The organism is Bailinhaonella thermotolerans (assembly GCF_003594875.1).
Classification (GTDB): Bacteria; Actinomycetota; Actinomycetes; order Streptosporangiales; family Streptosporangiaceae; genus Bailinhaonella; species Bailinhaonella thermotolerans.
In genome coordinates this window covers 25438-47510 of sequence record NZ_QZEY01000013.1, presented here as the reverse complement: position 1 = coordinate 47510, position 22073 = coordinate 25438, and the positions used below count along the sequence as shown (strand labels likewise).

Here is a 22073-nt window from a genome sequence, read left to right as displayed (position 1 = left end):
GCCGACTCCACGCCCCCGCGTTCCGCCGTACGGCCGCGGCGAGGTCCCGCGGGCGCATGCCGTACGGCTCGCGCATGCCGTACGGCTCGCGCGTGGCGGGCGCGAGCCGTACGCGGAGATCCCGCGAGGTCAGCGGGTGGCGGGGCTCGGGGCCGAGCTCCGGGCCGGGGCCGGGACCGGGACGGGCGCCGGGGCGCGGCGGAAGGCGGTGGGGAGGGTGAGGGCGAGCTGGAGGGCGGCGGTGACGGTCATGGCCGCCCAGACGCCGGCCAGGCCGAGCCAGGCGCTCAGGGCGTACGCGAGGGGGATCTGGGCGGCGTAGCCGATGAGGAGGGTGGTCAGGTAGCGGCCGCCCCGCCCGGTGCCCTGGAGGACGCCGGAGAGGGCGATCAGGCCCCCGAAGAGGATCAGGTACCCGGGCACCGCGCGCAGGAAGTCCGCGCCGTGGGCGACGACCTGCGGGTCCGTGGTGAACAGGCGCATCAGGGGAGTGGCCCCGACCGCCAGGATCACGGCCGCCGTCAGGCCGGCGCCCAGGCCCAGGCGCAGCGCGAGCCCTTCGACGGGCTTGGGGCTGCGGGCGGACTCGATCATGGCGGCCTGCCGTACGGCGTAGAAGAACATGGCCCCGGCCAACAGGATGCGGTTGGCGACGCCGTATCCCGCGACCGCGGCCACGCCGAACCCGGCGATCACGTTGATGAGGATCATGGCGACGACGTTGCGGGAGAGGAAGTCCCCGGCGCCGGGGGTCCCCGTGGCGGCGATGTCCCGGGCGACGCCGGGGGAGAAGGCGCCGCCGCTGACCGGGTGGCGGCGGCGGAGCAGGGTGAGGGCGATCGCGAGGGTGATCGCGCGGGCCGCCGCCGTGGCCAGCGCGGCGCCGGGCACACCCAGGTCCAGCCCGTGGATCAGGAGCGGGTCGAGGGCGAAGACCAGGCCGTTGGAGAGCAGGGCCATGCGCATGGGCGTGCGGGTGTCGGCGTGGCCCTTGAAGACGGCGTCCACCGTGGCCTGCGCGAAGTAGATCGGCACGAGGGGCAGCGAGACCGCCAGGAAGTCCGCGGTGAGGCGCCGCGCGGTGGGATCGGCGACGAAGAGCGCGGCCAGCGGCTCGCGCAGCAGGAACCCGGGCACGGCGATCAGCAGGCTAACGGCCGCCCAGAGCATCCACGCGGTCCGCCGCACCTCCGCCGTGCCGCCCTCGCCCCGGCCCGTCCGCCGGGCGATGACGACGGTCGTCCCCATGGTCACGGTGAGCATCACGCCGTACGCCAGGTACTCCACGGTGGTCCCGACGGTCACCGCCGCGACCGCCGCCGCCCCGAGCCGGGCGAGCCAGAACGCGTCGATCAGGCCCACCGCCACGACGGCCGCGAGCAGTTCGACGTACACGGGCACCGCGAGTCGGATGATCCGCATGTGTCTACCTCTTTTCGCTATACCTCGCTTAGAGATATAGCGATACGATGCCGGTGATCGCAAGCCGAGAGGAGAGCGTCCGATGCTGGCGCTGCAGATCCTGGGATTCCTGTACGGCGAGCCGCTGCACGGCTACGAGCTCCGGGCGCGGATCGGCCGCCTCACCGGGCACGTGCGCCCGGTCAGCGACGGCGCGCTCTACCCGGCCATCGCCCGCCTGGAATCCGCGGGCCTCCTCCGCCGCAGGGAGGAGGCCGGGTCGGGGCCGGCGCCGCGCCAGGTGCTCTCGATCACCGACGCGGGACGCGAGGAACTGCTGCGCAGGCTGCGCGAGCCGAAGGACTCGGAGATCTCCGACCAGATGCGCTTCTTCACGCTGCTGACGTTCCTGTCCGCGCTCCCGTCGCGCGAGGACCGCGCCCGCGTGCTGCGCCGCCGCCTGGACTTCCTGGAGGAGCCCTCCAGCTTCTTCTACCGCGACGGCGCCCCCCTGCGCGCCGAGGACGTCGAGGACCCCTACCGGCGCGGGATCCTCCTCATCGCCAGGGCCGCCGGCAAGGCCGAACGGGCCTGGCTGAGGGAGACCATCGCCGACCTGGAATCCTGACTTCCGCCCGGCTCCGTCATTCGCTTTGGTTGTTGGTCCCCAGGTGGGCTATTCTTTGGGGGCGCGAGCGAGCCGGAACGGCCCGTAACCGCCATTGGGGTATGGTGTAATTGGCAGCACGACTGATTCTGGTTCAGTTAGTCTAGGTTCGAGTCCTGGTACCCCAGCTCGATCAGTGAAGCGGATGTCCGAGAGGGCGTCCGCTTTTCGGTTTCTCCGGGGGTTCTCACGGCCGCCGGATCCTCGCTTCCCCGGGGCTCGGGCCGTACGGCCCGGCGGGCGCGGGCGGCGCCGTACTGCGGGCCCGGGGCGGGGGTCGTTGAGTTGGTACTGGTGGTGAGGGTGCGGTAAAGTTTCACGTGTCGGGCCGCCAAGGCGAAAGCCGAGAGGCCCGGCGGCGGAAGGAGCCCTCGGGGGCGCCGGAAGCGAAGACGGAAGCACTCACCGGATACGGTAGAGTTCTTCAGGACGAACCCCGCGAAGCGGGGAACATCCCACGGTCCCGTCGTCTAGTGGCCTAGGACGCCGCCCTCTCAAGGCGGTAACGCCGGTTCGAATCCGGTCGGGACTACCAGCGAGCAGAGGCTCGATCACGGAAGTGGTCGGGCCTTCGTCGTTTCCCGGGCCCCGCTCGCTCACGTCGCGCTCTTCTCGCCCGCGACCTGCCCCTCTCGCCCACAACGGCCTCTCTCGTACGCGCCGAGTCCCTCTCGATGGGCCGCTCCCGGACGTGACGGGGTCCTTCTCGGACACCGTCGGCCCCTTTCCGCCTGATCTCGCCGCGGTTACGTTGATTGCACCGCCGAGTGGGGAGATCTTCGTGGCCGAACCGATCGCGACCATTCCGTTCGAGTCCGGGCCGGGGCACACGCTGCCGCGCGAGCTGGCGCGCAGGCTGGCCGAGGAACCTCTCGGGCCGGTGCGGCTGCCCACGGGCGACGTGGTGACGCTGGCCGTACGGCACGCCGACATCGTCGCCGTGCTCACGGACCCCCGGTTCAGCCGCGACCTGCGGTACCCGGGCGCGCCGCGCATCCAGCCCGGGCTCGACATCAGCGACAACCCCGACCTCCTGGTCAACATGGACGGGGCGGAGCACGCGCGCCTGCGCCGCCTGCTCTCCGGCACGTTCACGCCGCGCCAGATCGAGAAGTGGCGTCCCCGCGTGCGCGAGATCGCCGGCCGCCTCCTGGACGGCCTCGGCCCGCCCGGGACCGTCACGGACCTGATCGAGGCCTACACGTTCCCCATCCCGATCACCGTCATCTGCGAGATCTTCGGGGTCGAGGGCCTGGACCACGAGCGCGTGCGGGCCTGGTCGGAGACGATCCTCACGGTCCACGTGGACAACGTGGAGGAGCAGGTCACCAGCACGCTGCGGTTCATGGAGTACGTCCGCAAGCTGGTCGCCGAGCACCGCGGCGACCCCGGCGACGGGCTGCTCCGCCTTCTCCTCGACGCCCGCGACGAGGACGACCGGCTGACCGAGGACGAACTCGTCAACACCGTCATGGGCCTGATCGCCGCCGGCCACGACACCACCGCGAACGTGCTCGCCCGCGGCCTTCTGCGACTGCTCTCCGAGGGGGAGTACGCCGGCCTGGTCCGCGATCCCTCCCGGATCCCCGCCGCCGTCGAGGAGATGCTGCGCTGGGACCCGCCCGGCGACAGCACCCTGCTCCGCGTCGCCACCGAGGACGTGGACCTGCCCTCGGGCCGGATCGCCGCGGGCGAGGTGGTCCTGCCCATGGTCCGCGCCGCCAACTTCGACCCCGGTGTCCTCCGCGACCCCGGCGACTTCCGGCCCGCCCGCGGCGAGTGCCCCCACCTCTCCTTCGGCCGCGGCGCCCACTACTGCCTGGGCGCGAACCTCGCCCGCATGGAGCTCCAGGAGGCCCTGCGGGTCCTCGTGGACCGCGTCCCCACCCTCCGCCTGGCCGTCCCCGCCGAGGAGATCCCCTGGCAGGAGAGCGCCCTGACCTCCCGCCTCAAACGCCTTCCCACGACCCACTGACCTCCTGCCCCGGGTCCCGACCCCCGCGTCCGCCCTCCCGCGTCCGCCCTCCCGCGTCCGCCCTCCCGCGTTGGCCTTCCCGCGGTTTGCTCTCCCGCGTTCCACGCCCGGGTTCCCTCCTCGCCGTGATCATGCAGTTTTGAACACACCCTGTGTTCAAAACTGCATGATCACGGCGAGGAGGTCGCCCCGGAGATGTCGCCCTGGAGATGTCGTCCCGGAGCTGGAGTGCGCGGACGCGGCGGGCGCCACAAGAGGGGCACGACCGGGTCAGGAGCCGGGGGGGAGGTGGGGCCAGGGGCGGTGGGCCGACTCGTTCTCCTGGGCCAGGTGGCGGAACGCCAGGGCCACCTGGTCGTAGAGGACGCTGCGGACCACGACGGCCTCGACCATGGCCAGGCGGCCGGCGTCGGCGGGCAGGCTCCCGATCTCGGTGGTGGCGCGCCGGGCCGCGGACTCGGCGTAGGAGCGCAGGTCGTCCATCGAAACCGGGTGGCCGAGACGGCGCAGGGTCATGACCGCCTGGGCGAGCCGGCCGCGCGCGGGGGCCGTCCGGTCCACGCGCCAGCCCAGTCCGCCGAGGAGGGCGTTGACGTCGGATTCGGCGCGCTCCCACTCCGGGTCGTCGGCGGCGGGCTCCACGCGGGGGCTGAGGGCGTACAGGGCGGTGCCCAGGACCAGGTGCAGTGGCTCGTGCTCGTCGTCGGCGGCGGCGAGGACGCGGCGGATCGAGGCGATCGGGAGCTGGCCCACCTCCACGAGCGCGCGCACCAGGCGCAGCCGCCGCAGGTGCTCCTGGCCGTACTCCGAACGGGTGGCCGAGACGGCCTCGCCGGGCGGGAGCAGGCCCTCGCGCAGGTAGTACTTGATCGTCGCCACCGGGACGCCGCTGCGTTCGCTGAGCTCGGAAAGTCGCATTCGTTCACCTCTTGACATTGGATACTAGCACTATCTAATAATTGGATACCTTCACTATCCAAGGAGTGCCGCATGACCGCCTTCACTCTCTTGATCGACGGGCGCGAGGAGCGCCTCGACCTGACCCCCGGGGGCCGCGCCCCGGCCACGACCCTCCTGGGCTGGACGCGGAAGCCGCACGGATGGTGCAAGGGCGACGCGTGCATCCCCGCCTTCCGCGCGGCGGAGGCCGAGGACGAGGACGGCGTGGACGTCGTGCGCTTCGCCGCGCTGCTCGGCCGTACGGCCGTCGCCGACCTCGACGAGAAGGTGATCGCCTTTGGCGAGGGCGGCGAGGGCGGCGAGGGCGGCCTGGCCGAGGGCGTCGCGCCGGATTTCACGCTGGACGGGACCGCGCTCGCGGACCTGCGCGGGAAGAAGGTCGCGCTGGTCTTCTGGGCGTCGTGGTGCGGCTGCCGGTACGACCTGGCAGCCTGGGACGAGCGCCACCGCGAGCTCGCGCCGCACGGATTCAGCGTGGTCAGCGTGGCCCTGGACCGGAACCCCGAGGACGCGCGCCCCTGGCGGAAGGACCTGGCCCACCCGGCGCTGACCGACGCCGACGGGCTCGTGGCCGAGCTCTACAACGTGATCAACGTGCCCACGGTGGTCTGGATCGACGAGGAGGGCCGGATCGTCCGCCCGCAGGACACGATGACCGCCACCGACACCTTCCGGTCCATGAACGGCCTGGACTCGGCCAGGTCCATGGAGGCCCTGCGCCGCTGGGTGGTCGACGGCGACCCCGGGCTCACCCCCGAGGCGGTGCGCGAGCACCTGCGCCTGCCCACGCCCGAGGAGCGCCGCGCCCGCGTCCACGCGCGCCTGGCCGCCTGGTTCTTCGGCCGGGACCGCCGGGCCGCCGCCGTCCGCCACCGCGACGCCGCCGCCTCCCTCGCCCCGCACGACGTCACCATCCGCCGCGGCCTCATGCCCCTGGCCGGTATCGACCCGTTCGGCGACGAGTACTTCACCCTCCGCGCCGAACTCGAATCCGCCGGGATCCCCCTCTACCGCCCCCTGCCGGAGTGACCCGTGCCCGCCCCCGGATCCCCCGCTCCCAGGCCCCCCGTCTTCTGGCCCGCCGTCGCCGCCCTGGCCCCGCTGCTCCTGCCGCAGGCCGTCCGCGTCCGCCGCGCCACCCCGCGCCTCCCCGAGGCGGGCGGCCCCCGCGCCGGTCTCACCCCGCCCCCGCCGTACGGCGGCGCCGCCCCGCTCACGCCGTACGGCGGGGCGTCCGGCCAGGGCGGCGGGGCGGGGCTCGGGCCGTACGGCGGGCCGGGGGGAGCGGCGCGGCTCGCCGTGGTGGGGGAGTCCACGGCGGCCGGGGTGGGGGTGGAGACGTCCGAGGAGGGGTTGCCGGGGCACCTGGCGCGGGCGCTGGCCGGGGCCCTCGGGCGGCCCGTGGCCTGGAGCGTGGCGGGCCGGACCGGGGCGAACGCGGCCGAGGTGACGCGGGACCTCGCGCCCGGGGTGGGCGCGGCGGACGTGGTGGTCGTGGCCGTGGGCGTGAACGACCTGCTGGAGCTGACGCGGCTGGGAGCCTGGGCGGCGCGGGTGCGCGGCCTGGCGGGCGTCCTGCGGGAGAGGTCCGGGGGCGCGCCGGTGGTGTTCTCGGGCATGCCGCCGGTGGGGCGCTTCCCCGCGCTTCCCCGGCCGCTGCGCGACGTCCTGGGCAGGCGCGCCGCCGCGCTCGACCTCGTGATGGCCCACGCGCTCGCGGGGGTCCCGGGCGCGGTCCACGCCCCGATGGAGGTGCCCGTGGAGCTGCCCGGATTCTTCGCCTCCGACGGGTTCCACCCCTCCGCCCCGGGCTACCGCACCTGGGCCGGGGTCCTGCTCCCCGCGGTCCTCACGGCGCTGGGCGAACCCGCCCCCCTCGCCTGACCCCCGCGCCGATCACGCGGTCCCACTCCACCGTGTGACGAGAACCGCGTGATCGGCGCGAAGAGAGGGGCCGGAGGGCGGGTCAGCGGGAGCGGGCGCGGAAGAGGGCGCCGCGGGCCGCCTTGGAGACCTTGTTGTCGGGGTGGAGGGCGGCGATGTTCTCCAGCACCTCGACCACGTCGGGGTGGGGGAGACGCCAGATCGCGTCGATCAGGGTGACGAGCTCCGCCGGGGGGCCGATCTCGTCGAGGCTGGTGACGAACTCCTCCTCGTCCATGCCCAGCGCGATGCTCAGGATGTCCACCACCATCCAGTTGGTGTCGTCCTTGCCGGGCGTGGGCACCCCCGCCGCGCCCATGCGGTTGAGGCTCATCAGGGCGTACGGCCGGAGCAGCGGCACGTCCAGGGCCTCGCGGAGCGCGGGCTCGGCGTCCTCACCGAGGGTGTCCACCAGGCGGGCGGCCTGCACGCGCACGAGGGCGTCCTCGTCCTTGGCGGCGGCCTCCAGCAGCTCCCGCGCGGCCTGCTCGCGGGTGCGCAGCGCCAGCCAGGCGGTGTACTCCGCCTCGGCCTCCTCCTCGGGGACGCCGGTGCTGATGTCCAGCAGGACGCTCGCGGGCATCGACTCCACCGGCGGCCGGACGTCCACCGCGACGCCCTCGTCGCCCGCCAGGTGCGCGGCGGCGGCCAGGCCCAGCGGCGTCAGCCGTACCGAGTCCTCGGAGGGCTCGGTCTCGACGACGTTGTACTCCGACAGCCAGGCGATCACGTGGCCCACGGGGTCCTCGACGGACTCCCAGGCCTCCTCGCCCAGCTCGTGCGCCTCGGCGACGGCCTCGGCCAGGTCCTCGCGCAGCTCGTCCACCGACATCGCGCCCTGGGCGAGCAGCAGGTGGATGAGCGTCTCCGAGCCCAGGCCCATCAGCGCCTCGGCCAGGTCGTCGTCCTCGGGCGCGGGGTCCGCCAGCACCACCGAGTGCACGCCGTCCATCCACAGCGCGATGACGTCCTCGTCGGAGGCGTCGGGCCACGCGCCGGGATCGTAGGTGCAGCTCACGCGGTTCTCGCCGGAGGACTCGATGAAGCCCAGGTCCACGGCCAGGTCCCACAGGTCGTATAGCGCCTCGGGGTGGGTCGCCAGCGCGCCGAGCGCCGCGGCCCGGCCGGCCTGCTCGATCTCGTCCTCGGTGAGCGTCTCGTCCTCGCCCACCTCGCGGTCCTCGCCCACCCACAACGCCAGGTCACGCGCCTTGGCCAGCAACGGCGTCCCGCGCACGGCCCCGGCCAGCTCGGATTCGGGGGCCAGCCGCATCGTGGGCAGCTCTTCGAGCTGGTCGGCGTAGCGGCGGAAGTCGCCCAGGCCGTCCTCGTCCTCGTCGTCCCACTCGATGTCGTTCGGCTCGGCCAGGACCGCCTCGAACTCCGGCCCGATGGAGTCCAGCTCCGCCGTCAACTCCGCCAGATCGTCGGATCCGCGCGCCAGGCGACCGGTCTCGTCGAGGAAGCCCAGGTAGGCCCGCATCGCCGGCAGCGTGCCCGCGCCCGTCTTCTCCGGGTCGTCGGTCACCTGCGGAAGGTGCTGGAGCAGGACCTCCCGCAGATCCTCCCGCGTCCACACGTCGCATCGGTCACGCACCGCGATCCGGTGCCACAACGCCGGAGTGGCCGCGAGGTCCGCGTCCACGCCGAGGGATCGCTCCCCCGCCCACACGATGAACTCTTCAACAAGGGGCCGCAGCTCTTCGGCCGCGGCCTCGATTCGATCGGTCACCCGGCAAGCCTAGGCCCGCCCGCCCCGTGCGGCAGTCGCGCCGACCAGAATTCCTCACCCCGGGCCGTACGGCGGGCCTTCCCGGCGGAAAGGATTCCCTGCGCCGGCGGTCCCCCGGGGCCCGGGGAGCCGGTACGGCGGGGCCGGGAGACGCACGGCGCCGTGCGGCAAGGCGTACGGCCGGGTCCGGAAGGTGTACGGCCGGGGTCCGGGAGGCGTACGGCCGGTTCCGGGAGGCGTCCGGCGGGGTGCGGAAGGCGTACGGCGGGCGCCCGGGACGGCGTACGGCCGGGCGGCGGCGCGGGGGAGCGCCGGGCGCGGCGCCGGCCGTACGCGAAGGGGACGGGCGTCAGGAGCTGCGGCGCATGGCCTCGGTGATGCGCTCGGCGGCGGCGACGACGGCGGCGGCGTGGAGCCGGCCGGGGGTGCGGGTGAGACGCTCCAGGGGGCCGCTGACGGAGACCGCGGCGATGACCTTGCCGCCGGAGCCGCGGATGGGGGCGGAGACGCTGGCGACGCCCTGCTCGCGCTCGCCGACGCTGTGGGCCCAGCCGCGGCGGCGCACGCTGGCCAGGGTCGCGGCGGTGAACTTGGCGCCGCGCAGGCCCCGGTGCAGGCGGTCGGGCTCCTCCCAGGCGAGCAGGATCTGGGCGGCCGAGCCCGCGGTCATCGGGAGGGCCGCGCCGACCGGCACGGTGTCGCGGAGGCCGCTGGCACGCTCCGCCGCGGCCACGCACACGCGCTCGTCACCCTGGCGGCGGTAGAGCTGGGCGCTCTCGCCGGTCAGATCCCGGAGCTGGACCAACACCGGGGCGGCCACCGCGAGCAACCGGTCCTCACCCGCCGCCGCCGACAACTCCGACAACCGGGGGCCGAGCACGAAACGGCCCTGCGTGTCGCGGGACACGATGCGGTGGTGCTCCAGGGCGACGGCCAGCCGGTGGGCGGTGGGACGGGCCAATCCCGTCGACTGCACGAGCTGCGCGAGCGACGCCGGCCCGGCCTCCAGGGCGTTGAGCACGAGAACCGCCTTGTCCAGTACGCCGACTCCGCTAGAGTTGTCCATACCCCGATACTGCCGTCTCGGGATGCGAGACGCAACTCGGTGGCGAGACGACGCGAGGAGGCGTTAGAACGATGAGCGAAGGCCGCACCCTGGCCGAGAAGGTCTGGGACCAGCATGTCGTGCGACGAGCGGAGGGCGAGCCCGACCTGCTCTACATCGACCTTCACCTCATCCACGAGGTGACCAGCCCGCAGGCGTTCGACGGCCTGCGCATGGCCGGCCGCACCGTCCGCCGCCCCGACCTCACCATCGCGACCGAGGACCACAACGTCCCGACCCGCGACATCCTCGCGCCGATCGCCGACCCGGTCTCCCGGGCCCAGGTCGAGACCCTGCGCAAGAACGCGGCCGAGTTCGGGATCCGGCTGCACCCGATGGGCGACGACGGGCAGGGCATCGTCCACGTCATCGGCCCGCAGCTCGGCCTGACCCAGCCCGGCATGACCGTGGTCTGCGGAGACTCCCACACCTCCACCCACGGCGCGTTCGGCGCGCTCGCGTTCGGCATCGGCACGTCCGAGGTCGAGCACGTGCTGGCCACCCAGACCCTCCCGGCGTACCGGCCGAAGACCATGGCCATCGAGGTCCGGGGCGAGCTGCCCGCCGGGGTCACCGCCAAGGACCTGATCCTGGCCATCATCGCCAAGATCGGCACGGGCGGCGGCCAGGGCCACATCGTGGAGTACCGCGGCGAGGCCATCCGCGAGCTCTCCATGGAGGCGCGGATGACCATCTGCAACATGTCGATCGAGGCGGGCGCCCGGGCCGGCATGATCGCGCCGGACGAGACGACCTTCGAGTACCTGCGCGGGCGCGAGCACGCCCCCCAGGGCGCCGAGTGGGACGCCGCCGTGGAGTACTGGAAGTCGCTGCGCACCGACGACGACGCCGAGTTCGACACGGTCGTGGAGATCGACGCCGCGTCGCTCACGCCGTTCGTGACCTGGGGCACGAACCCGGGCCAGGGCCTGCCGCTGGGCGCGTCCGTGCCGTCGCCGGAGGAGTTCGCCGACCCGGTCGAGCGCGCCGCCGCCGAGCGCGCGCTGGAGTACATGGGCCTGACCGCCGGGACGCCGCTGCGCGAGATCGCGGTGGACACGGTCTTCCTGGGCTCCTGCACCAACGGCCGCATCGAGGACCTGCGCGCCGCCGCCGAGGTGCTGCGCGGCCGCAAGGTCGTCACCCGCACGCTCGTCGTGCCCGGCTCGATGCGGGTCAAGGCCGCCGCCGAGGCCGAGGGCCTGGACCGGGTGTTCAAGGAGGCCGGGGCCGAGTGGCGCGAGGCCGGCTGCTCCATGTGCCTGGGCATGAACCCCGACCAGCTCGCCGCCGGTGAGCGCAGCGCCTCGACCTCCAACCGCAACTTCGAGGGCCGGCAGGGCAAGGGCGGCCGCACCCACCTGGTGTCCCCGGCCGTCGCCGCCGCGACCGCCGTCACCGGCCGCCTGACCGCCCCCGCCGACCTGTAAGGAGCCCGCTCACCATGGAAGCCTTCACCACCCACACCGGCCGGGCCGTGCCGCTGCGGCGCAGCAACGTGGACACCGACCAGATCATCCCGGCCGTCTGGCTCAAGCAGGTCAGCCGCACCGGCTTCGAGAAGGGCCTGTTCGCCGCCTGGCGCGAGGACCCCTCCTTCGTCCTGAACGACCCCGCCCACGAGGGCGCGTCCATCCTGGTGGCCGGGCCCGACTTCGGCACCGGCTCCTCGCGGGAGCACGCCGTCTGGGCGCTCCAGCAGTACGGCTTCCGCGTCGTGATCGCGCCGCGCTTCGGCGACATCTTCCGCAACAACGCGACCAAGGGCGGCCTGCTCCCGGTCGTGCTGCCGGGCGAGGTCGTCGAGGAGATCCAGGACCTGGTCGAGGCCGACCCGGCCGCCGAGATCACCGTGGACCTGGGTGCCCGCGAGGTGCGCTACGGGGCGGACGGCGCGCACGGTTTCGAGATCGACGACTACACGCGCTGGCGGCTCATGGAGGGCCTCGACGACATCGGGCTGACCCTGCGTTACGCCGACCACATCACCACATACGAGAATGGTCGGCAGTCATGGCTGCCGACGACCGTCTGAACGACGACCCCACCGAGAACACCGAACCACCGGGTCAGGAGCTGGCGCGGCGGCTGCGCGACGCGCACCGCCGCGTCCGCGCGCTGCCCCTCCCCGAGGAGGAGCGCGCCCGCCTGCACCGCCGCCTGCTCACCATCTGCGACGTCGCCAAGCGCGACCTCGACCACGCGGAGCTGCGCCTCCGCGCCTTCACCAAGGACCTGGACGCGATAAGCCCGCCCTGAGCACGCCCCGGCCCCGCCCGCCCGGCACGGCGCGGCTCCGGGGGCGTCCCCGTCCCGGCAAGGCCCGCCCGGGCGCGCCCACCGGCGGCGGGCTTCGTGCCGTCGCGCACCCGGCCGGGGGAGTCCCCCTCTCGCGGCGATCACGCGGTTATGGCCGCAGAACCCCGCGAAAGAGGGCGCACCGGGCGCGACGGGACCCGATTTCACATTTCCCGGCCCGCGCTTTGCCGTTTCATTGCCGAATCGCCCTCAGCGGGCGCAACGCGACACGCCGATGTGGGGTGACAACCCCTGTGGTGATTGAGTCCCGGCGCTTTCTCCCCTAATTTCAAGCGCGTATGGCGCTTGATTGTGAACCAGGGGGAGCAACGCATGAACAAGCGTGAACTCATCGACGCCATTGCGGATCGGGTAGGTGACAAGAAGACCGCCACGGAGGCGGTCAACGCCATCATCGACACGATTCAGAAGACGGTGGCCTCGGGGGACAAGGTGGCCATCACCGGCTTCGGCGCCTTCGAGAAGGTCGACCGTCCCGCCCGCACCGCCCGCAACCCCTCGACCGGGGCGGCGATCAAGGTGGAGGCGAGCGCGGTCCCGAGGTTCCGTCCGGGGGCCGACTTCAAGAACCTCGTGAACGAGGCTTCGGGCGGCAAGAAGGCTCCGGCCAAGAAGAAGAAGTAGTCGCACGCCGGGGAATTCCCCGGCCGGAAATACCCGGCGCCCGTGTTCCGCCTCCGGCGGGACGCGGGCGCCGCTATATTCCGGGCAGCGGGAACGTGGACAGCGTGATGTAGGTGATCCGGTCCCCGTCCACGAGGATGTTCACCCGCTGGCCGTACCGCAGCAGGAGCAGCCCGCCCGCGTCGAACGCGGCGGCCTCGAAGGCCATCTCCCGCCCGTCGTCCAGGAACACGCTGCCCGACCGGGTGCTCTCGTCGAAGTACCGCACGGTGGCCTGCACGCCCAGCAGCGTATCCGCCCCCTGACCAGCGCACCAGCGCCCCCCTGTGAGACCCGGCCCCGCCCGCCGCACGGCACGGCCCGGCCCGGTGCGTCGCGGCGCGAGAGCCGTACGGCCCGGCGCGGAGCGGCCAGGGGCGCGAGCCGTACGGCTCAGCAGACGAGCAGGGCGGCGACCTCGGCGGTGCGGGGGCCGACGCCGAGGGTGAGGGCCTCGCGCAGGTCGTCGGGGGTGTCCACGTCGCGGCGGACGGACTCGGTGCCGGGCAGGAGCAGCTCGCGCGCCCCCGACTCCAGGTGGCGCGCCCGCGACGGCCCCCCGAACGCCGGGGCGAACTCCGCGCCGGGCCGCACGGCGTACAACGTCGTCCCGATCCCCAGCGCGTCCGGCACGAAGGACCGCGCGAACCCCGCCGCCGCGTCCAGCGCCGCCGCCAGCTCGGCCGGGCGCAGCGCGGGCAGGTCCGCCTGGAGCGCGGCCACCCCGTCGCCGGGCGCCAGCCGTACGGCGTGGCGGGCGCCGTGGCGCAGGGCGGGGTTGAGCCCCGCGGCCGGGGTGTCACCGATGACGATCGCGCCCAGGGCGGCCAGCGGCGGCGCGGCCACGGGGTCGTCGGTCACGACGATCACCCGGTGGACGCGCGGGCAGGCCAGGGCCGCGGCGACCGTGTCCAGGGCGACGGCCAGCGCCATCGGGGCGCGGTGCTCGCGGGCCAGGTCGGCGAGCCGGGACTTCGCGGCGGCCAGCGGCTTCACCGGGACCACGATCGACCAGCCGGGCGGGTTGTCGGGACGCATGCCTCAATGGTCCCGCCTCGACACCCGACCCGGGTAACGGGAGACTGAGAGCGCGCAACGCGTTCGACAGGAGGAGTCAATGCCCCGGCCAGGAAGACCACGCTTGCCCTGGGAGGCCTTCACCGTAGGCATCCTGAGGCCGCTGCTGGCGATCGTCGTGAGGCACCGCTGGCGTGGCCGCGAGCACGTGCCGGCGCACGGCGGCGTCATCATCGCGGCCAACCACCTCTCCTGGTCCGACCCGCTGTTCCTGTCGCTCTTCCTCTACAACAGCGGGCGCTGGCCGGTGTTCCTGGCCAAGTCGGGGATCTTCGAGGTGCCGCTGCTCGGCCCGTTCCTGCGGCAGGTCAAGCAGATCCCCGTCTACCGGGACCGCAGCGACGCCGCGCTGTCCCTGCGCGACGCCGAGAAGGGCCTGCGCGAGGGCGCGGCCGTGATCGTGTACCCCGAGGGCACCTGCACCCGCGACCCGGACCTGTGGCCCATGGCGGCCAAGACGGGCGTGGCGCGGCTGGCCATCAAGACCGGGGTGCCGGTGATCCCGGTGGCGCACTGGGGCGCCCAGGACGTGCTGCCCTACGGCGACAAGCTGCCCCGCCTGTTCCCGCGCAAGACGTTCAAGGTGCTCGCCGGCCCGCCGGTGGACCTGTCGGCGTACCGCGACCGGCCCCTCACGGCGAGCACGCTGCGCGCCGCGACCGAGGAGGTCATGAAGGCGATCACGCACCAGCTCTCCGAGATCCGGCACGAGAAGCCGCCCGCCGAGCCGTACCGCCCCTCCGCGGACCGGGATCGATGAGCCGGGCGGGTGAGTCCGGCCCCGCGGCGGGCACGGGACAGGCTGCGGCGACGAGACGGGCCCCGGCCGCGGGACGGAACGCGGGACGGGCCGCGGGGCGGAACGCGGGCGCGGGACGGGCCGCGGGCGAGGGACAGGCGGAGACGGGCGCGGGGCGGAGCGAGCCATGAGCAGAGCGGCGGTCCTGGGGACCGGGTCGTGGGGCACGACGTTCGCGATGGTGCTGGCCGAGGCGGGCACCGAGACCACCCTGTGGGGGCGGCGGAGCGAGATCGCCGAGGCGATCAGCGAGCGGCACGAGAACCCCGACTACCTGCCGGGGATCCGGCTGCCCGAGACGCTGACGGCGACCACCGACCCGGCCAAGGCCCTGGCCGGGGCCGACTTCGTGGTGCTCGCCGTGCCGTCGCAGACGCTGCGCGCCAACCTGGCGGCGTGGAAGCCGCTGATCCCGCCCGACGCGGTCCTCGTGAGCCTGATGAAGGGCATCGAGCGCGGCACCTGCAAGCGTATGAGCGAGGTGATCACCGAGGTCGCCGACGTGCCCGGGGATCGCGTCGCCGTCGTGTCCGGGCCCAACCTGGCCCGCGAGATCGCCGAGCACCAGCCCGCGACGACCGTCGTGGCCTGCTCGGACATCGGCACGGCCGAGCGGTTGCAGGCGGCGTGCCACACCCAGTGGTTCCGGCCGTACACCAACGCCGACGTGGTGGGCGCGGAGCTGGGCGGCGCGGTCAAGAACGTCATCGCGCTGGCGGTGGGCATCGCGGTCGGGATGGGCCTGGGCGACAACGCCCGCGCCAGCCTGATGACGCGCGGGCTCGCCGAGATCGCGCGGCTCGGCGCGGCGCTCGGAGCCGACCAGCACACCTTCGCCGGGCTGGCCGGGATGGGCGACCTGATCGCGACGTGCAGCTCGCCGCTGTCGCGGAACCGGACGTTCGGCGAGAACCTGGGCCGGGGCATGACGCTGGCCGAGGTGACCGAGGCGACCAAGCAGACCGCCGAGGGCGTGAAGTCCTGCGAGAGCGTGCTCGCGCTGGCCCGCGCGCACGGCGTCGAGGTGCCGATCACCGAGGTGGTCGTCGGCGTGATCCACGAGGGGCTGACGCCCGAGGAGGCGGCGATGCTGCTGCTGTCCCGGACGCCCAAGCCGGAGCGGTACGGCGTCTGACCCGGACGGCGCCCAGTGGGGAGTTTGGGGGAAATTTCACCAGACCTGCCCCCCTGGGGATTCCGGCCATGAGTGCCGTTGGGCCGAACAACGGTAGTTTGGTCCACCATGAGCAAGGTTCGAGTGGCTGTTGTCTTCGGGGGTCGCAACTCGGAGCACGCCGTGTCCCTCATGGGCGCGGGCAGCGTTTTCGAGGCGATCGACCGCGACAAGTACGACGTGGTGCCCGTGGGCATCGCCCGTGACGGCCGGTGGGTGCTGGCCCCGGGGACGCAGCGGTACGCCCTGGAGGGCTCGGACCTGCCCGAGGTGGACGAGTCCGGGGCAGCGCTCGCGCTGCCGTTCGACGCCAGCGGCCTGATCGCCTACGAGCCCGGCGAGGTGCCGAACACCCTCGGCGAGGTGGACGTCGTCTTCCCGGTGCTCCACGGCCCCTACGGCGAGGACGGCACGATCCAGGGCCTGCTGGAGATGGCCGGCGTGCGCTACGTCGGCTCCGGCGTCCTGGCCAGCGCGGTCGGCATGGACAAGGAGTTCATGAAGACGGTGCTCGCCGGGGCGGGCCTGCCCGTCGGCCGCTACGTCGTCGTGCGCGACCGCGACTGGCGCCACGACCGCAAGCGGGTGCTGGAGGACGTCGAGGAGCTGGGCTACCCGGTCTTCGTCAAGCCCGCCCGCGCCGGCTCCAGCCAGGGCATCTCCAAGGCCCACGACCTGGAGTCGCTGGAGGCCGCGATCGAGTTCGCGCGCGAGCACGACCCGAAGGTGCTCGTCGAGGCCGCGATCGTGGGCCGCGAGGTCGAGTGCGCGGTGCTGGAGTCCCTGGGCGACGAGCCCCCGCAGGCGTCCGTGCCCGGAGAGGTGCTCGTGCGCGGCGACCACGAGTTCTTCGACTTCGAGGCCAAGTACATCGGCGACGACATGGCGCTGTCGGTCCCCGCCGACATCCCCGCCGAGAAGGCCGAGGAGATCCGCGCCCTGGCCGTCCGCGCGTTCGAGGCGCTGGGCTGCGAGGGCCTGTCCCGCGTGGACTTCTTCTACACCCCGTCCGGCGAAGTGATCTTCAACGAGATCAACACCATGCCCGGCTTCACCGCGGTCTCCGTCGCCCCGCAGCTCTGGGCCGCCTCGGGCCTGCCGTACTCCGCCCTGGTGGACCGGCTCATCCAGCTCGCCCTGGCCAAGCCCCAGGGCCTGCGCTAGCCGTCCCGCGCCCCGCCAGCCGGCCGGTGACCGGCGGGCGTCCGCGCGCGAGCCGTACGGCTAGCGCGGGACGGTCCTCTTGATGAGCGGGGACAGGTCCGTGAGCACGCCCCCGGAGGAGTACGCCGGGGGGATGGTCAGCTCGACGTGGGCCTGCAGGCCGATCGCGGTGAAGAGCGCGGGGCGGGCCGGGTCCTCGAACCAGGAGACGCCCTCGACGACCGCGACCTGGTCGGAGGGGCGCATCGCGGCGGGGCGGGGCACGCCGCAGCGCAGCATGATCGCCGGCGAGGAGCCCCAGACGGCCACGTACGGCGAGGGCGGGTCGGTCTCGACCCGGTCCTGGCCGGACAGGCGCGCCGGGAGCTCCTTGGCCAGCGCGCGGCACGCCGCGTCGGCCGGGGGGCCGGGCGCGGGAGGCTCGACCCGGACCGCGGACGTGCAGCCCGCCACCATCAGGGCGAGGGCGAGCACTCCGGCCCCCCGTCGCCGGAGTCGTCTCGGCATCGGTCAGATGTGTACGATCGGGCAGGTGAGAGTGCGGGTGATGCCCTCCACCGCCTGGATCTGCGCGACGACGAGCTTGCCGAGCTCGTCGACGTCTCGAGCTTCGGCCCGCACGATCACGTCGTAGGGGCCGGTGACGTCCTCGGCCTGGGTCACGCCGGAGATCACCGCGATCTCTCGGGCGACCGCGGCCGCCTTGCCGACTTCCGTCTGTATGAGGATGTAGGCCTGCACCATCACGTCCTCCCGGTGAGCGGGGCAGATCAGAATTGGAGCGCTGCCGCCCGCAACCGTACCTTGAACGGCCTGGAGGTGTGTCATCGGGATCGGCGAGCTCGGGGAATTCGGCGTCGTGTCGCGCGTCACGGCGCGGTTTCCCCAGGGGGACGACGTGCTGATCGGCCCCGGCGACGACGCGGCGGTGCTGCGCGCGCCGGACGGGCGCGTCGTGGTCACCACGGACCTGCTCGTCGAGGGGCGGCACTTCCGCCGCGACTGGTCCGGCCCCTACGACGTGGGGCGCAAGGCGGCGGCGCAGAACCTCGCCGACGTGGCCGCGATGGGCGCGCGCCCGACGGGCCTGTTCGTCGGGCTGGGCGTGCCGGGGGACGTTGCGGCCGAGTGGCTGGACGCGCTCGCCGACGGCCTGCGGGACGAGTGCGCGCTGGTGGGCGCGAGCGTGTCCGGCGGCGACGTCGTGCGCGCCGACTCGGTGGTGCTCGGCGTGACCGCGATCGGCGACCTGGAGGGGCGGCGGCCGGTCACCCGTTCCGGCGCGGCCCCGGGCCAGGTGGTCGCCGTCGCCGGGCGGCTGGGCTGGGCCGCGGGCGGGCTGGCCCTGCTGCTGGCCGGGCGCGCCGGCCCGCGCGAGCTGGTCGAGGCGCACCGCAGGCCCGAGCCGCCGTACGGCCGCGCGGCCGAGGCCGTGGCGCTGGGCGCGACGGCGATGCTCGACGTGAGCGACGGCCTGCTCCAGGACCTCGGGCACATCGCGGCGGCGAGCGGCGTGGGGATCGACCTGGACCCCGGGGCGTTCCCGGTCCCGGCGGCGCTGGCGGAGGCGGGCCGGGAGCTGGGGGAGGACCCGCTGACCTGGATCCTGACCGGCGGCGAGGACCACGCCCTGGCCGCGGTGTTCCCCGCGGGCGCGGCGCTGCCCGAGGGCTGGCTGGAGGTGGGCGTCACCCGGGCCGGGCGGGACGTGACCGTCGCCGGGCGGGAGTACGAGGCCGCCGGATGGGACCACTTCCGCTGAGAGGAGCCCCTACCGGGAGGTAAAGTTCTCCCGGACGATCTTTTACCGGGATTTGGGGTGACATGGGCCGCCATCGGCCGAGGAAGCCGGCCGGACGTCGATGGCCGGGCAGACCGGTCCTCCTCATCGGCGCGGCGGCGGTCGGCGTGCTCCTCGCCACCACGCTGTGGCTCACCAGGGGCTCCGAGCCGCTGGACAGCGCGTTGTGCCCCGGTTCGCCCGCCTGCGCGGCCCCCGGCCGTCCCACGCCGAGCCCGGCCGCCCCGACGGCGGCGGCCGTGGCGGACCGGGTCACGCCCTCGCCCACCCCGTCCCGCCGCCCGACCGCCCGCCCGGTGGCCCGGCCCCGCGTGACCACGCCTCCGCCGCCGCGGCCCCGCGTCACCCGGCCCCCGAGCCCGGAGCCGCTGCCGACCGTGCCGGCCACCGCCGAGCCGTACTGCTGCGCGCCCGAGCCGTCCCAGTAGCGGCCGCGCGGAGGGCGTGCGTCCATCGGGGAGAATGGCGATATGTCAGGAAACGTCGCACCGCCTCGGGTGCTCACCGTCGCCGGGTCCGACTCGGGCGGGGGAGCGGGGATCCAGGCGGACCTGAAGACCATGCTCGCGCTGGGCGTGCACGGCATGAGCGTGATCGCCGCCGTGACCGCGCAGAACTCCCTGGGCGTCCAGGGGTACTGGGAGCTGCCCCCGGAGGCGGTGCGGGCCCAGCTCGACTCGGTGCTCGGCGACATCGGCGCCCAGGCGATCAAGACCGGGATGCTGGCGTCGCCGGTCCTCGTGGAGGTCGTCGCCGAGGCGCTGGGGAAGGCCGGGGCGCCCGTCGTGGTGGACCCGGTGGGCGTCTCCAAGCACGGGGACTCGCTGCTCGCCCCCGAGGCCGTGGACACCCTGCGCACCCGCCTGCTGCCCGTGGCCACCGTCGTCACGCCGAACCTGTGGGAGGTCGAGCAGCTCACGGGCGTGAAGGTGGTGGACGAGTCCGGCCTGCGCGAGGCCGCCGAGGCCGTCCTCGCGCTGGGCCCGAAGTGGGCCCTCATCAAGGGCGGCCACCTGCCCGGCGAGGCCGTGGACCTGCTGTACGACGGGGTCGAGGAGCACCGCTTCCCGGCGCCCCGCCTGGACAACCGCCACACCCACGGCACCGGGTGCACCCTGGCCTCCGCGATCGCCTCCCACCTGGCCCTGGGGCACGCGGTCCCCGAGGCCGTGGCCCGGGCGAAGTCCTACGTCACCGGCGCCATCGCCAGGGGCTTCCCGCTGGGCGCGGGCATCGGCCCGGTGGACCACGCCTGGTCCTGGCGCGCCTCCTGACCCGTCCCGCTCACCCAAAGGAAACGGCCCGCGCTCCTGGTGGAGTGCGGGCCGCGCTGCGTTCAGGGCTGGGTCAGCGGGTGACCTTGCCGGCCTTGATGCAGGAGGTGCAGACGTTGAGCCGCTTGGGCGTGCGGCCGACGATGGCCCGCACGGTCTGGATGTTCGGGTTCCAGCGGCGGCGGGTGCGGCGGTGGGAGTGGGACACCGAGTTGCCGAAGCCCGGCCTCTTGCCGCAGACGTCGCAGACGGAAGCCACGGGAATCGCTCCTTATATCAAGTCGAATTGCGCCCGCCCCGCTCGGCGGATGCCAGGCGGCGGGCATGCCGGATGTCACCCGGTCAGCCGTCAGAGGATATCCGATGTCGGGCACCGCACGCCAACGCGGGACGTTCGCCCGAGATAACCTCGGGCAAAGCTGAAAGACACAGCCACATGAAACGATACAGGAGGTGCGCGTGCTCGACGTCCTGGACGCGCGGGCCGTTCGCCGCTGGTGCCGCCTCTCGGCCGACGCGCTCGGGCGGGCGCGCGCCGACATCGACGCCCTGAACGTGTTCCCGGTGCCCGACGGGGACACCGGCACCAACCTGCATCTCACGCTGCTGTCGGCCGCCGAGGCCCTGGACGCGCTGCCCCCCGGCGCGGGCGCGGGGGAGACGTGGCGGACGCTCGCCAGGGGAGCCCTGCTGGGGGCGCGCGGAAACTCCGGGGTGATCGTCAGCCAGGCGTTCCGCGGCCTGGCGGACGCCCTCGGCGGCGTCGAGCGGATCGGCCCCGGGGAGCTGTGCCGCGGTCTGATCCGCGCCGCCGACCTCGCCCGCGCCGCCGTCGCCCGCCCCGTCGAGGGCACCGTGCTCAGCGTCCTGTCCTCGGCCGCGGACGCCGTACGCCATGAGCCGGGCGACCTGGCGTCCGTGGCGCGCGCCGCGGCGGAGGGGGCCAGGGACGCGCTGCGGCGCACCCCCGACCAGCTCCCGGTGCTGGCCAAGAACGGCGTCGTGGACGCGGGCGGGGCCGGGCTCGCGATCGTGCTCGACGCGCTGCTGTCCGTCGTCACCGACTCCTACCCCGAGCACTACGACGTGCCGAGACCCCGCTCCCGCGTGGCGCCCGAGCCGGAGCCTGACGGCGACCAGGCCTACGAGGTGATGTACCTCCTGGACGCCGGGGACGACGCCGTGGCCGCGCTGAGGGCCGAGCTCGACCGGCTGGGCGACTCCCTCGTCGTGATCGGCGGCGACGGGCTGTGGAACATCCACGTCCACGTGGACGACGCCGGGGCGGCGATCGAGGCCGGGATACGCGCGGGCCGCCCTCACCGCGTCCGCGTCACCCACCTCGCCTCCGCCGCCCGCACCCACCGGGCGGGCGGCGGCCGGGGCGTCGTCGCGGTCGCCGCGGGCGACGGCCTCGCCGCCCTGTTCGAGCGGGCCGGCGCGGTCGTCGTACGGCGTGAGCCCGGGTCGAGCCCGCCGCTGGCGATGGTGCTGGACGCCGTGCGCCGGGCGGGGAACGAGGTGGCGATCCTCCCCAACGACACCGGGGTGCGCGCGGTCGCCGAGGCCGCCGCCGAGGTCGCGCGCGAGGAGGGGCTGACCGTGAGCGTGCTGCCCACCCGCGCCTCGGTCCAGGGGCTGGCCGCGCTGGCCGTGCACGACCCGCTGCGCCGGTTCGACGACGACGTGGTGGCGATGACCGACGCGGCCGGGCACACCCGCGCGGGGCAGCTCACGATCGCGCCGCGCGAGGCCGTGACCAGCGCGGGCATGTGCCACCCCGGCGACGTCCTGGGACTGATCGACGGCGACGTGGCCCTCATCGGGGCGCTCCTCCACGAGGTCGCGGTCGAGATCGTGGACCGCATGCTGTCCGGCGGCGGGGAGCTCGTCACGCTCGTCATCGGCGCCGACGCCCCGCCGGACCTGGAGGCCGCCGTCACCTCCCACCTGGCGCGGACCCGCCCGGACGTCGAGGTCGCCGTCTACGAGGGCGGCCAGGGCGGATACCCCCTCCTCATCGGCGTCGAGTGAGCGCG

24 protein-coding genes and 2 tRNA genes are annotated in these 22073 nt (G+C 74.1%); 17 read left to right on the top strand and 9 right to left on the bottom strand.

All coding sequences use genetic code 11. The features are described from left to right. Positions 1-129: 129 nt before the first annotated feature. Positions 130-1422, bottom strand: a complete 1293-nt coding sequence (locus D5H75_RS27330) for an MATE family efflux transporter (protein ID WP_119929425.1) — start codon at positions 1420-1422, stop codon at positions 130-132. 82 nt (positions 1423-1504) lie between these two features. On the opposite strand from D5H75_RS27330, the gene D5H75_RS27325 reads away from it, so the two are divergent. The 4 genes from D5H75_RS27325 to D5H75_RS27310 all read left to right on the top strand — a co-directional run bounded on the left by D5H75_RS27325 (position 1505) and on the right by D5H75_RS27310 (position 4043). After that, positions 1505-2029 (top strand): PadR family transcriptional regulator, encoded by a 525-nt coding sequence (locus D5H75_RS27325; RefSeq protein WP_119929424.1) that lies wholly within the window; start codon positions 1505-1507, stop codon positions 2027-2029. Between the two features lie 95 nt (positions 2030-2124). After that, a tRNA-Gln gene (locus D5H75_RS27320) sits at positions 2125-2196 on the top strand. 331 nt (positions 2197-2527) lie between these two features. Next, positions 2528-2603, top strand: a tRNA-Glu gene (locus D5H75_RS27315). Between the two features lie 246 nt (positions 2604-2849). Beyond that, entirely contained in the window at positions 2850-4043 is a 1194-nt protein-coding gene (locus tag D5H75_RS27310; protein WP_147425293.1) for a cytochrome P450, read from the top strand. A gap of 270 nt (positions 4044-4313) precedes the next feature. Here the strand turns inward: D5H75_RS27310 and D5H75_RS27305 are convergent, their stop codons facing one another. Continuing rightward, entirely contained in the window at positions 4314-4961 is a 648-nt protein-coding gene (locus D5H75_RS27305; RefSeq protein WP_119929422.1) for a MerR family transcriptional regulator, read from the bottom strand. Positions 4962-5033: 72 nt separating this feature from the next. On the opposite strand from D5H75_RS27305, the gene D5H75_RS27300 reads away from it, so the two are divergent. Together D5H75_RS27300 and D5H75_RS27295 are read left to right on the top strand one after the other, a co-directional pair. Continuing rightward, positions 5034-6032, top strand: coding sequence for a TlpA disulfide reductase family protein (locus D5H75_RS27300; RefSeq protein WP_119929421.1), 999 nt, complete (start codon positions 5034-5036; stop codon positions 6030-6032). A 3-nt stretch (positions 6033-6035) separates the two neighbouring features. Then, entirely contained in the window at positions 6036-6887 is an 852-nt protein-coding gene (locus D5H75_RS27295; protein WP_202638562.1) for an SGNH/GDSL hydrolase family protein, read from the top strand. An 82-nt stretch (positions 6888-6969) separates the two neighbouring features. Here D5H75_RS27295 and D5H75_RS27290 read toward each other — a convergent pair whose 3' ends face one another. Continuing rightward, positions 6970-8658 (bottom strand): hypothetical protein, encoded by a 1689-nt coding sequence (locus tag D5H75_RS27290; RefSeq protein WP_119929420.1) that lies wholly within the window; start codon positions 8656-8658, stop codon positions 6970-6972. Positions 8659-9007: 349 nt separating this feature from the next. Next, positions 9008-9724 (bottom strand): IclR family transcriptional regulator, encoded by a 717-nt coding sequence (locus D5H75_RS27285; RefSeq protein WP_119929419.1) that lies wholly within the window; start codon positions 9722-9724, stop codon positions 9008-9010. A 71-nt stretch (positions 9725-9795) separates the two neighbouring features. On the opposite strand from D5H75_RS27285, the gene leuC reads away from it, so the two are divergent. The 4 genes from leuC (at position 9796) to D5H75_RS27265 (ending at position 12706) form a co-directional block, all read left to right on the top strand. Then, positions 9796-11193, top strand: a complete 1398-nt coding sequence (gene leuC, locus D5H75_RS27280) for a 3-isopropylmalate dehydratase large subunit (RefSeq protein WP_119929418.1) — start codon at positions 9796-9798, stop codon at positions 11191-11193. A gap of 14 nt (positions 11194-11207) precedes the next feature. Next, the gene (gene leuD, locus D5H75_RS27275) at positions 11208-11798 is read left to right on the top strand and encodes a 3-isopropylmalate dehydratase small subunit (RefSeq protein ID WP_119929417.1); all 591 of its coding nucleotides are present in this window, start codon (positions 11208-11210) and stop codon (positions 11796-11798) included. Beyond that, positions 11777-12022, top strand: a complete 246-nt coding sequence (locus D5H75_RS27270; RefSeq protein ID WP_202638561.1) for an SCO5555 family protein — start codon at positions 11777-11779, stop codon at positions 12020-12022. The genes leuD and D5H75_RS27270 overlap by 22 nt, the downstream gene beginning before the upstream one ends. Before the next feature lie 372 nt (positions 12023-12394). Beyond that, a complete protein-coding gene (locus tag D5H75_RS27265; RefSeq protein ID WP_119929416.1) occupies positions 12395-12706 on the top strand; it encodes an HU family DNA-binding protein in 312 nt (103 codons plus the stop codon). Between the two features lie 73 nt (positions 12707-12779). Here the strand turns inward: D5H75_RS27265 and D5H75_RS27260 are convergent, their stop codons facing one another. After that, complete coding sequence (locus tag D5H75_RS27260) at positions 12780-12986, bottom strand: hypothetical protein (protein ID WP_119929415.1); 207 nt, start codon at positions 12984-12986, stop codon at positions 12780-12782. Between the two features lie 152 nt (positions 12987-13138). After that, the gene (cofC, locus tag D5H75_RS27255; RefSeq protein WP_119929414.1) at positions 13139-13783 is read right to left on the bottom strand and encodes a 2-phospho-L-lactate guanylyltransferase; all 645 of its coding nucleotides are present in this window, start codon (positions 13781-13783) and stop codon (positions 13139-13141) included. A 103-nt stretch (positions 13784-13886) separates the two neighbouring features. Here cofC and D5H75_RS27250 point away from each other — a divergent pair, with 103 nt between their 5' ends. The 3 genes from D5H75_RS27250 (at position 13887) to D5H75_RS27240 (ending at position 16959) form a co-directional block, all read left to right on the top strand. Further along, the gene (locus tag D5H75_RS27250; protein WP_242454548.1) at positions 13887-14582 is read left to right on the top strand and encodes a lysophospholipid acyltransferase family protein; all 696 of its coding nucleotides are present in this window, start codon (positions 13887-13889) and stop codon (positions 14580-14582) included. A 166-nt stretch (positions 14583-14748) separates the two neighbouring features. Further along, positions 14749-15756 (top strand): NAD(P)H-dependent glycerol-3-phosphate dehydrogenase, encoded by a 1008-nt coding sequence (locus D5H75_RS27245; protein ID WP_119929412.1) that lies wholly within the window; start codon positions 14749-14751, stop codon positions 15754-15756. Between the two features lie 108 nt (positions 15757-15864). After that, the gene (locus D5H75_RS27240; RefSeq protein WP_119929411.1) at positions 15865-16959 is read left to right on the top strand and encodes a D-alanine--D-alanine ligase family protein; all 1095 of its coding nucleotides are present in this window, start codon (positions 15865-15867) and stop codon (positions 16957-16959) included. A 60-nt stretch (positions 16960-17019) separates the two neighbouring features. On the opposite strand, the gene D5H75_RS27235 is transcribed toward D5H75_RS27240, so the two are convergent. Next, positions 17020-17466, bottom strand: a complete 447-nt coding sequence (locus D5H75_RS27235; protein WP_119929410.1) for a DUF3515 domain-containing protein — start codon at positions 17464-17466, stop codon at positions 17020-17022. A gap of 3 nt (positions 17467-17469) precedes the next feature. Then, on the bottom strand, positions 17470-17703 hold the full coding sequence (locus D5H75_RS27230; RefSeq protein ID WP_119929570.1) for an Lrp/AsnC family transcriptional regulator: 234 nt from the start codon (positions 17701-17703) through the stop codon (positions 17470-17472). An 82-nt stretch (positions 17704-17785) separates the two neighbouring features. On the opposite strand from D5H75_RS27230, the gene D5H75_RS27225 reads away from it, so the two are divergent. From D5H75_RS27225 to thiD, 3 genes are all read left to right on the top strand, one after another. After that, positions 17786-18721 carry a thiamine-phosphate kinase gene (locus tag D5H75_RS27225; protein WP_119929409.1) on the top strand — a complete coding sequence of 312 codons (936 nt, stop codon included), beginning with the start codon at positions 17786-17788 and terminating at the stop codon, positions 18719-18721. 62 nt (positions 18722-18783) lie between these two features. Next, positions 18784-19188, top strand: a complete 405-nt coding sequence (locus tag D5H75_RS41945; protein ID WP_202638560.1) for a hypothetical protein — start codon at positions 18784-18786, stop codon at positions 19186-19188. A gap of 42 nt (positions 19189-19230) precedes the next feature. Then, positions 19231-20034 (top strand): bifunctional hydroxymethylpyrimidine kinase/phosphomethylpyrimidine kinase, encoded by an 804-nt coding sequence (thiD, locus tag D5H75_RS27215; RefSeq protein ID WP_119929408.1) that lies wholly within the window; start codon positions 19231-19233, stop codon positions 20032-20034. A 73-nt stretch (positions 20035-20107) separates the two neighbouring features. On the opposite strand, the gene rpmB is transcribed toward thiD, so the two are convergent. Then, positions 20108-20293 (bottom strand): 50S ribosomal protein L28, encoded by a 186-nt coding sequence (gene rpmB, locus D5H75_RS27210; RefSeq protein WP_119929407.1) that lies wholly within the window; start codon positions 20291-20293, stop codon positions 20108-20110. Positions 20294-20493: 200 nt separating this feature from the next. Here rpmB and D5H75_RS27205 point away from each other — a divergent pair, with 200 nt between their 5' ends. Then, positions 20494-22068, top strand: coding sequence for a DAK2 domain-containing protein (locus D5H75_RS27205; RefSeq protein ID WP_119929569.1), 1575 nt, complete (start codon positions 20494-20496; stop codon positions 22066-22068). Positions 22069-22073: the final 5 nt, after the last annotated feature.